This is a genomic window from Rhizobium sp. BK181 (assembly GCF_014193305.1).
Classification (GTDB): Bacteria; Pseudomonadota; Alphaproteobacteria; order Rhizobiales; family Rhizobiaceae; genus Rhizobium.
This window is the reverse complement of record NZ_JACHZA010000032.1, coordinates 20,794-29,209: the sequence shown is the minus strand read 5'-3', so window position 1 is coordinate 29,209 and position 8,416 is coordinate 20,794. Positions and strand designations below refer to the sequence as shown.

At 58.0% G+C, this 8,416-nt stretch carries 12 protein-coding genes and 4 pseudogenes; 10 read left to right on the top strand and 6 right to left on the bottom strand.

From position 1 onward, the window contains the following. Positions 1–3 precede the first annotated feature (3 nt). From FHT77_RS30575 to FHT77_RS30545, 8 genes and pseudogenes are all read left to right on the top strand, one after another. Complete coding sequence (locus FHT77_RS30575) at positions 4–147, top strand: Hsp20/alpha crystallin family protein (RefSeq protein WP_246720255.1); 144 nt, start codon at positions 4–6, stop codon at positions 145–147. A gap of 208 nt (positions 148–355) precedes the next feature. Beyond that, on the top strand, positions 356–1,009 hold the full coding sequence (locus FHT77_RS30570) for a BON domain-containing protein (protein WP_183759223.1): 654 nt from the start codon (positions 356–358) through the stop codon (positions 1,007–1,009). Between the two features lie 277 nt (positions 1,010–1,286). After that, a complete protein-coding gene (locus FHT77_RS30565; protein WP_183759222.1) occupies positions 1,287–1,562 on the top strand; it encodes a cation:proton antiporter in 276 nt (91 codons plus the stop codon). After that, positions 1,517–1,639: pseudogene (locus FHT77_RS31865) on the top strand (antibiotic biosynthesis monooxygenase); the annotation flags it as partial. The gene FHT77_RS30565 and the pseudogene FHT77_RS31865, both read left to right, overlap by 46 nt. Before the next feature lie 320 nt (positions 1,640–1,959). After that, on the top strand, positions 1,960–2,571 hold the full coding sequence (locus tag FHT77_RS30560; RefSeq protein ID WP_183759221.1) for an HdeD family acid-resistance protein: 612 nt from the start codon (positions 1,960–1,962) through the stop codon (positions 2,569–2,571). Positions 2,572–2,591: 20 nt separating this feature from the next. Then, positions 2,592–3,083, top strand: coding sequence for a redoxin domain-containing protein (locus FHT77_RS30555; RefSeq protein ID WP_183759220.1), 492 nt, complete (start codon positions 2,592–2,594; stop codon positions 3,081–3,083). Then, positions 3,070–3,612, top strand: coding sequence for a DsbA family protein (locus FHT77_RS30550; protein ID WP_183759219.1), 543 nt, complete (start codon positions 3,070–3,072; stop codon positions 3,610–3,612). Before FHT77_RS30555 ends, FHT77_RS30550 begins: the two co-directional genes overlap by 14 nt. Positions 3,613–3,746: 134 nt before the next feature. Beyond that, on the top strand, positions 3,747–4,175 hold the full coding sequence (locus FHT77_RS30545) for a PRC-barrel domain-containing protein (RefSeq protein ID WP_183759218.1): 429 nt from the start codon (positions 3,747–3,749) through the stop codon (positions 4,173–4,175). Positions 4,176–4,400: 225 nt separating this feature from the next. Here the strand turns inward: FHT77_RS30545 and FHT77_RS30540 are convergent, their stop codons facing one another. From FHT77_RS30540 to FHT77_RS30530, 3 genes are all read right to left on the bottom strand, one after another. Beyond that, positions 4,401–4,538, bottom strand: a complete 138-nt coding sequence (locus tag FHT77_RS30540) for a manganese efflux pump (protein ID WP_246720248.1) — start codon at positions 4,536–4,538, stop codon at positions 4,401–4,403. 67 nt (positions 4,539–4,605) lie between these two features. After that, complete coding sequence (locus FHT77_RS30535) at positions 4,606–5,046, bottom strand: type II toxin-antitoxin system VapC family toxin (RefSeq protein ID WP_183759217.1); 441 nt, start codon at positions 5,044–5,046, stop codon at positions 4,606–4,608. Further along, positions 5,046–5,300 (bottom strand): type II toxin-antitoxin system Phd/YefM family antitoxin, encoded by a 255-nt coding sequence (locus tag FHT77_RS30530; RefSeq protein WP_183759216.1) that lies wholly within the window; start codon positions 5,298–5,300, stop codon positions 5,046–5,048. Before FHT77_RS30530 ends, FHT77_RS30535 begins: the two co-directional genes overlap by 1 nt. 404 nt (positions 5,301–5,704) lie before the next feature. Here FHT77_RS30530 and FHT77_RS30525 point away from each other — a divergent pair. Next, a pseudogene (locus tag FHT77_RS30525) lies at positions 5,705–6,129 on the top strand (IS21 family transposase); the annotation flags it as partial. Here FHT77_RS30525 and FHT77_RS31860 read toward each other — a convergent pair. From FHT77_RS31860 to FHT77_RS30515, 3 genes and pseudogenes are all read right to left on the bottom strand, one after another. Continuing rightward, positions 6,025–6,240 (bottom strand): annotated as a pseudogene (locus tag FHT77_RS31860) (hypothetical protein); the annotation flags it as partial. The pseudogenes FHT77_RS30525 and FHT77_RS31860 sit on opposite strands and share 105 nt — an antisense overlap. A gap of 31 nt (positions 6,241–6,271) precedes the next feature. Then, positions 6,272–6,658 (bottom strand): response regulator, encoded by a 387-nt coding sequence (locus FHT77_RS30520; protein ID WP_183759215.1) that lies wholly within the window; start codon positions 6,656–6,658, stop codon positions 6,272–6,274. Between the two features lie 302 nt (positions 6,659–6,960). After that, positions 6,961–7,623, bottom strand: coding sequence for a hypothetical protein (locus tag FHT77_RS30515; protein WP_183759214.1), 663 nt, complete (start codon positions 7,621–7,623; stop codon positions 6,961–6,963). Between the two features lie 629 nt (positions 7,624–8,252). On the opposite strand from FHT77_RS30515, the pseudogene FHT77_RS31855 reads away from it, so the two are divergent. After that, positions 8,253–8,410: pseudogene (locus tag FHT77_RS31855) on the top strand (histidine kinase); the annotation flags it as partial. Between the last annotated feature and the right edge of the window lie 6 nt (positions 8,411–8,416).

The following is an 8,416-nucleotide window of genomic DNA, read 5'->3' as shown; positions in this document are numbered from 1 at the left end:
GCGATGGAGCGTACCGTGCCTCTTCCCGACGGAATCGACCCCGATGCGGCTACGGCCACGTTCAAAAATGGTGTGTTAACGCTCGTAATTCCAAAGTCACCGGAACTGCAAGCAGACACAAAGCGCATTCCTGTCCAGGCGGGTTAAGCCGTCCTCCCCTCGCAACCCGCCATATTGTCCGCAACCGTCCTCGGTTGCGGACTTTTTAGTTCTGTACCGCCTTTACTCTGGGTCGCCCAACCAAAACTGACGGCCGTCAGGTCGGAGGCCGTACAAGTGAGCTAGCTTCCCGATGCTGCTGAAGCAAGGCCGCTTTTACAGCGCAGCTTAAACAACTAACGCAGAGGATCGCGAGATGACAACAGATAGCGACATCAAACGTGATGTGGAAAGCGAACTTAAATGGGATCCGGATATCGACGCTTCCGATATCGGAGTGGCAGTGAAAAACGGGGTCGTCACCCTCAGCGGCTTTGTGCGCAGCTTCACCCAGAAATATGAGGCCGAGAAAGCGACAAAGCGGGTCAAGGGTGTTCTCGGTGTCGCCAACGACATCGAGGTTCGGCTGCCGTCGCTCCACGAGAAACCCGATCCGGAGATCGCGCGCGCCGCCGTGGAGGCACTCAAGTTCGAGCTTCCCTACTCCCACGAAAACTTCAAGGTCGTCGTCAAGGACGGTTGGGTAACCCTCGAAGGCAGTGCCGAGTGGGAATATCAACGCAACCGCGCTGAAGCGGCCGTGCGAAAGGTCAAGGGTGTCAAGGGTATCTCGAACCTGGTGACGCTAAAGCCGCGCGTCACGCCAACGGAAGTCAAGTCCCAGATCGAGGCGGCGCTGAAGCGAATGGTCGAGGTCGATGCGAACCGCGTGACCGTGACCGCCAGCGGCGGCGAGGTGACCCTGACAGGCACCGTGCGCTCCTGGGCTGAACGGCAGGAGGCGGAGCGTGCGGCCTGGCGGGCGCCCGGCGTCACCAAGGTTGACAACCGCATAACCATCTCACCGTAACCGATCAACGTTCAATACCAGCCGGGCTTTCTAGCTGCCCGGCTGATATCCCTCGATAGAGGAGCTTGCAGCTTGAGCCGCACACGGGACCCCGAACCGCATCTGCCGGAGACCATGGATCCAGACGAGATTGCGCTGGCAAGCATGGATTGTTTCCCGGGAGTGATCCCCTCGTGGATTCCCATGCGTCTCGGCCGCCCGCAGACAGCAGCAAGACAAGATTCCACTGAAATGGCTGAAACCCCGAAGGATCACCCTCGCGCCGCCGCCTCGGATCATGGGTGGTGCCATCGCCATGTCGTCGACAGCCATCGCCCTGAAGCAACTCGCTGAGCAGGGTGAAATCACCAGCCGGCACGCGCTCGGAATATTGCTTTTCCAAGACCTGGCAACACTCCCGCTGCTCATCCTGGCCGACGCGTGGTCCCAGAGCGACACCATCGCCTTGACGGCAATTCTGAAACAGATGGTGGTTGCCACCACGGCTCTTCTCGCTGCAGCCGTCATGCCGGCCGCGACGCCCATCTCGCGGGAAAGGTCGCCGAGGCATTGATGGTGCGCGCGGGGGAATTGCTTCGCACGCCGCCTCAGATCGAGAAGATTGATGTGCTCGCAGCCAAGCTGCCGTGAAGCGGCGCGGACGACCATGTCACTTCCAGAGGTGATCGCTGGCACAAATATGCGGACTCAAGTCCCGGCATATCCGCCGGCCGCATGTCATGCGCATGCGGCACTCCGAAAACGCGCCGGTGTTTGCCTTGAGAAGGGCAGTGCAACCGCTTGCCACCGTCATGGGTGGCGGGCTCCCTTGGGGAACTGGTCACCGCGATCCTATGCAGAAATCGTAAAAAACTGACGGTCGTCACGGCCGGCGCGGCGCGGCGATCATATCCTTCTTACGTGGCGTCTCGAATTCGACAAACGCTTCCCGGACGCGAACGGAGCGCACAATGACGAGCATCCCATCAACCGATAGCCGCAAGATCAACGAGATGAACGACGTGCTTGCAAAGAATTGGTGGGTCGTCGCATTGCGAGGCGCCCTAGCCATCCTCTTCGGTATTGCTGCATTTGCGATGCCTTTGGTAACGATGCTCTCGCTTGTGGTGGTTTTCGCTGCATTCAGTTTCATCGACGGCGTCTTCGGGGTTGTCATGTCAGTGCGCGGTGCGCGCAAGGGCGAGCGCTGGGTCTGGTTGCTTTTCAGCAGCATCCTCGGCATCGTCACCGGCGCGGTTGCGTTCCTGTGGCCCGGCATTACGGTTCTTGCCTTCGTCATCCTGGTAGCGGCATGGGCCCTGGTATCGGGCACGTTTATGCTGGTCTCGGCCTTTCGGCTGAAGATCGACCACGGCCGCCTCTGGCTGGTCATCGGCGGCATCGCAAGCCTCGTTCTCGGCATACTCCTCGCCATCTCGCCCTTCATCGGGGCGTTGGTGCTGACTTTCTGGATCGGCGCGCATGCCCTCATACTGGGCGCCACGCTGCTCGTCCTGGCTTACAAGCTGCGGTCCCGCAGCACTGGCCTGCCGGGCACTCTTGCCACGTCCGCCACGGCTTGATCGATGAGAGGAGAAAAGGCATGTCTTCTATTCTTACTGCGGGAACGAAAGCACCCGGTTTCACGCTACGCGTGACGCCCGACCAGACCCTTTCCCTGTCCGAGTTTGCGGGCCGGCGCGTAATCCTGGCCTTTTATCCGGCGGACTGGAGCCCGGTCTGCGGCGACCAGATGACGCTCTACAACCACGTCCTCTCCGAATTCCGCAAGAAAGGCGCTGAACTCGTCGGGATCTCGGTGGATGGCGCATGGTGCCATCAGGCTTTCGCCCGGGAGCGGAACCTGCATTTCCCATTGCTTTCGGATGCCCATCCCAAGGGAGAAGTTTCGCGCGCTTACGGCGCCTATCGCGACGATGTCGGCGAGAGCGCCCGCGCACTCTTCCTCATTGATGAGTACGGCACGATTGCATGGAGCCACTTGTCCCCGGTCGCCGTCAATCCCGGGGCAGACGGCATTCTCGACGCCCTCGACCACATGCCAAACCTGGAGCAGAAAAATGTCGACGCTTAAAGTTCCTGTCAATTCGCGTGACCACAGTCGTGGCGGAGCGAACGCAGCCGTCACGCTCGTGGAATATGGCGATTATCAGTGTCCCTATTGTGCCATCGCCAATCCAATCGTCCGATCCCTGGAAAACCGGTATGGCCAGTCACTGTGTGTCGTCTTTCGGCATTTCCCGCTCGTCGAGATCCATCCACTCGCAGCGCCGGCAGCGGAGGCGGCTGAATATGCCGGAGATCAGGGCCGGTTCTGGGAAATGCACGATGCGATCTATTCGAACCAGCATCGGCTGAGCACGCAACTCTTTTTCGCCATTGCCGGCACCTTGCAGTTGTCTCAGATGGGACTTCGGGATTCGCTTACCCGCTCGCTGCATGCCGACAAGATTCAGGCTGATTTCATTGGCGGCGTCCGCAGCGGCGTCAACGGAACGCCGACGTTCTTCGTCAATGGCGTGCGGCATCAGGGCGGTTTCTCGGCACCGGAGCTCGCCGCTTCAATCCAAACCGCGATGGACGTCCTGGCTCCGGTGCGATGAGGCCTCGATCTCGAAGATATTGACGGGCGTCAAGGTATCACGGCTGCTTCGTCCAGATCTTATCCAACCCACGAAGCTGAAGGAATGGGATCAGACCTAGTCCGCCAGTACACTTCCAACCCGGAGGATTCGAGATGCACTATAACAGCGCTTCAAAGACATATCGCAATGCCCACCTCGCATTGGCAATCGGCATGGATATTGTGTTGACGACCACCATTTTCCTGCCGTCGTCAATGCCGGCAGTCGCGCAAAACGTCGTTATCGTCGACGTGGATGTGAAAGAAGTAGCCAAGGGCTACCGCGCTACCAAACTCGTGGGTGCCAAAGTAAAGAACGGTACTGGCGAGACAATCGGATCAATCGATGACCTCATCGTCGATCGCGAGAAGGTTCTCTTCGCAATTCTCCAGGTAGGTGGCTTTCTCGGCATCGGCGGTTTCCTTGTCGCTATCCCTTACAATTCACTGCAGGTCAACGCGGACGGCTCGAAGATTGTGCTCGCCCAGGGGAGTAAGGAGGAGCTGCAGAAACTTCCGGAGTTCAAATACGAAGGAAAGTAACTGGCGCGCCTCCCGCGATGAGGAACGGAGACTTCGCCTCGCGCGATCAAGCCTCAAACCCATATTCCGTCGCGGAACAAGCCGGGACCGGTCTCCTAGCTCATGAGCGCTGTCAAGCCTTTGTTTCATAGCAAATATTCCGGCAATGTGCCGGGCGCAGAGCGATGTGCAAAGTAGGAGGCGGAACTGAGACGACGGCTGAGCAAGCTCTCATGCGCGGATTGGTTACCGCATGACCGTGGTTTCGTCCTGGGTCTGCCTCGTTACCTGGAGGAAAGCGAGTGAGACACCGACCGCCATCGCGTTAAGACTGGTTCCAATCGCTGTCGCGACGAAGACCAGGAGGACATGCCAGTCCGCCAATGGATCAGTTGTTCTTGCGCCTATAGCGCAGCTTATCAGCGCTGACAGCTTCGTGTCAGTACCGAGACTAAGCCGTTACAAGCTGTGTCGGCAGATCCCACGGGTTCACAAGAGTAACTCCCATACCTTCGAAATCTTTGATATTGCGCGTGACTAGCGTCATCCGATGGATGAAGGCAGTCGCCGCGATATAGGCGTCATTGATCGGTTTGGGACTGGGCACATGCCATTGGGCTGCATGCACTGCCGCGGCCTCGTCCAAGGGCAGGATGCGATTGGAAAACGCAGTTAGAACAGTATTTTCCAGCCAGTTTCGTAACACTTTCCCGGCGGCTGCATCATTATGCTCCGCCAGCCGAACAGCAATCTCCAGTTCGTGCAGGACAACAGATGAAATGAAGGCCTCGGCCGGATCGATGGTTTCGTTCCAAACCACGACATTCGGATCAGCCTTGCCGCTCGCGACCTTGCGCAGTTCGGACACCACGTTGGTATCGAGCAAAAACATCAGGAGAGATCAACCGGCTGGGCGCGTTCTGCGCGCTCGGGGAGCATCAGGTCAACGTCTTCGGCCCCCGAAGCTGCCAACATATCGCCAAGCGTCCGCATTTTACCTGTAAGTCGCTTGTACTCATCGAACGACAGCAGAACGTGAGCAGGCCGTCCCCTGTCGGTGATTATCACAGGCCCATTCCTGGTGGCGCGCTTTGCACGGCCAAGATCCTGATTGAGCTCCCGGCCCGAAAGAGTGGTGATGGTCACGACAAACCTCATATATGTGGTTACGTAACCACATATAGTATCTAGGGACAGGAAATGCAAGCCGAGCCGCCTTGGTGGGACGCTGCAGAAAAGTCGTAAAGTGTCAGAGGCGAGGCATGTTTCGACCTCGCGCAAAGCTGATCTGCAGACGCTCAACTGCCCATCCGATGCCATTGGTCTCATAACAAAGCCCAAACCATGCCGGCCGCCTGCTAATTCCGAGGCAATCCGCCCCCGCATTCCGAAATGATGCCGCCCCCCAATTCCGAGAATTAACCGCCCCCTTGTTCCGAGATGATGCCGCCCCCGGATTGGGGCTGTTTGTCGGGGTGTCCTGCTGGTGAGACGTTCGTCCTTTCAGTTGCCTGAGAGGAAGGAACGCGATGCCAGCGGAGAGACTAAAGATGCGGCGTGTCCGCGAGATTCTGAGATACAGATTTGCGGAAGGTCTTGGCCACAAGTCGATTGCGGCGCGCGTTGGTGCGGCCCCCTCGACGGTGCGCGAGACGTTGCGCCGTTTGGAGCGTGCCGGACTTTCCTGGCCTTTGGGCAACGATGTCAGCGATGCGGTGCTGGAGGCGGCTCTCTATAAGGCTGCCGGCACGAAGACCGGTCACCGCCGCAGTGCCGAGCCGGATTGGGGGCATGTTCACCGGGAGCTGAAGCGCAAGCATGAGACGCTGCAGATCGTCTGGGACGAGTATATCGGCCTTCTCGCTACAGCCGCTACTGTGATTTGTATCGCGCTTGGGCGCTGAAGCTGCCGGTGAAGGAGCCCTCGCAAGCTGTTGGGGTCTGCTTTTTCGAAAAGCAACTCACCGATTCGGTAGCCAGCCCGCACGCTTCCGCCGGTGACGAGGATGTTGCTGTCGCTCGTCGGCACGTCGGCCTCTGTAAGCAGTCTACGCATTACCTCCAGATAGGGTGCAAGGTGTCCGTCGTGAACGGTCCTGTCTGTGCCGACGAAGCCGCTATTGCCACGTCACTCTGCGCTCGGCCACCAAGATGGCCAGTTCCACTGCGAGTTCTTCGAGGCTGAAAGGCTTCAAAAGACGCCGAACCCCGCAAAAACGGTCGGGAATGCCGCTTTCATTGCCCGCTGTAGCAAATACGAACGGCACCCGCGCTTGATCCAGTCTGTCTGCAACGGGGTATACCAGATCGCTACCGAGATGGATGTCGAGGACGGCGACATCGATATTTCTAGCCTCCAGGCTCAACAGGCTGCTTTCTAGATCAGGAAATGGGCCGATCACCTCGCTGCCTTGGTCTTCAAGCGCAAAGGTTACATTGCTTGCCTGTAGATAGTCGTCTTCGACCACAAGAACACGCTTGCCGACTAGGTCGATGAAATTCATCTGGCGCTCCCCGGTCCGAACGAAATCGCCTTATGCATGAGTATCGACTTTATGCCTCGATGCGGGCACGAGCCCGAACGCTAAGTATGTTCGTCTGCTGACAAGTTTGTCCGTCGGCTTTTCCGCCTGGAGACGTTCGCAGCACGGCGCGGAAGCCTGCATAGGCGTGATGTCTGATCCCCAGCCCCAGGCTTCCGTCCATCCGCTCAAGCGAACAGCTTAATATTAGACTGCACTCACGTGGGTGCCAAGTTGGACTAAGGTCCATGCAATTGGCAACGCCTTGTTGACCAGATTTCCTTCTATTCGTCTTGAGTTTCCGGAGCGGAAGTCTCAAGCGAATCTCGGATTTGGTCGATCTTCCCGTCCGCTTCGCCCACGCCGAGGATTGCCTTCGCCCGGTGCAGAACGGCAGGGCTGACTTGCCCTGTCTTCGTTGCGGATGCTAGAGCATCCTCCAAGGCCTCGTCACCCAAGATCGGGTCATCGACCGACGGCTCAGTTCCGTTATCGATCTCATACTGGGCATAGGCAACCGCGTAGGCCGCAATCGCGCTCATCTTCGGATCAGACGTGTTCAGATAGGCCTTGTAGTTCCGCTTCAGCGAGTTGAGACCAGCAAGCTCTGCGGTAGTGTTTTTCTCCTGGGTAGCAGTGTTTGGCTTGTCAGCTTTCGCGGACTGCGACTTCCTACCAGCGTTACTGGAAGACTTACTCGGGTTGCCCTGAGATTTCGCGTTGCCATGAGTTGAAGCCCCGCTCTTGCTGCCGCTGTTTCCGTGTGTGCCGTTATTTCCCCGGCTACCGCTGCTTCCGTGGCTGCCACCACCGTTTCCACCCCCATTCCCGCCGCCGTTTCCGTCGCCTTTTGCCATCGCCACGGTGTCGAACCCACCAACGGTAAGCGGGAGCGTTGCAACAGCGAGGGAGAGTACCGCCGTGGAGGCCAATGTGGTGATGCGCATCGTTGGTCCAATCAATATGCGAGTAAAATCGCCAAAAAAGGCGTGCGTCGCTCGTTTAAGATGACTGACAATCTAAACGGTGGTTATTGATTGCACATCGGACTGAGGTCCTATCTGGATCGGACAATGGTCCTGTTTTGCCTTGTATCGTTAATGCATCCCAACCGCCGACTGATCCTCCCCTCTGTCAGCTCAGTGTGAAGTCGCGATGCAACCACGACAGTGATAATCTCGACTGAACAGCTGTGCCTCAGAGCTACCGTCGCCGTGGCGTGTGAATCCTTGTGACGATCTTGGTCTTGCTCGGTTTCGGTCTGATGGTTCTTGGCGTTCACACACAAAGAGGCGAAGTTTCCCCCGGCCAAGCAAGGTGCATTTATAAGATCGTTCTAATCTGTCAATCAGGTGGCAACAAACGCCGAGGTGCTTCGTTTCGAGGGTAGGAGAAGCGATGCATGCGCCTTCTCTCTTCCTGAGATAAACTGCCCCGCTTGTGTCTAGGCAGGGCCTTTTTTCCGTATGAGGCCCTGACGCTTGGAAGGGATCCCGCCGCTCTCCATGTTCTGTTCGGTGAGTGCAACGGGAGACAATGGCTTGGTGATATTCGTCCCGCTATCAGGTGAGAAACAGGCATAGTCGAACTTTCCGGTACCATCTTTGACGAACGCGAGAGGCTCGCTGCCAAGGTCGCCGCCGAGAACGTACCAGGCGTGAATCGACAACAGATCACCTGATCTGGATCGACCCCTACTCCGGAGCCGCCCTGCCACCACCGGCCGGCAACTAGGAACGA

Excerpts from the sequence above, each read along its gene's own strand:
- FHT77_RS30575 (WP_246720255.1), top strand. The coding sequence starts at position 4 with ATGGAGCGTACCGTGCCTCTTCCCGACGGAATCGACCCCGATGCGGCT.
- FHT77_RS30570 (WP_183759223.1), top strand. The coding sequence starts at position 356 with ATGACAACAGATAGCGACATCAAACGTGATGTGGAAAGCGAACTTAAA.
- FHT77_RS30565 (WP_183759222.1), top strand. The coding sequence starts at position 1,287 with ATGGGTGGTGCCATCGCCATGTCGTCGACAGCCATCGCCCTGAAGCAA.
- FHT77_RS30560 (WP_183759221.1), top strand. The coding sequence starts at position 1,960 with ATGACGAGCATCCCATCAACCGATAGCCGCAAGATCAACGAGATGAAC.
- FHT77_RS30555 (WP_183759220.1), top strand. The coding sequence starts at position 2,592 with ATGTCTTCTATTCTTACTGCGGGAACGAAAGCACCCGGTTTCACGCTA.
- FHT77_RS30550 (WP_183759219.1), top strand. The coding sequence starts at position 3,070 with ATGTCGACGCTTAAAGTTCCTGTCAATTCGCGTGACCACAGTCGTGGC.
- FHT77_RS30545 (WP_183759218.1), top strand. The coding sequence starts at position 3,747 with ATGCACTATAACAGCGCTTCAAAGACATATCGCAATGCCCACCTCGCA.
- FHT77_RS30535 (WP_183759217.1), bottom strand. The coding sequence starts at position 5,046 with ATGTTTTTGCTCGATACCAACGTGGTGTCCGAACTGCGCAAGGTCGCG.
- FHT77_RS30520 (WP_183759215.1), bottom strand. The coding sequence starts at position 6,658 with ATGAATTTCATCGACCTAGTCGGCAAGCGTGTTCTTGTGGTCGAAGAC.
- FHT77_RS30515 (WP_183759214.1), bottom strand. The coding sequence starts at position 7,623 with ATGCGCATCACCACATTGGCCTCCACGGCGGTACTCTCCCTCGCTGTT.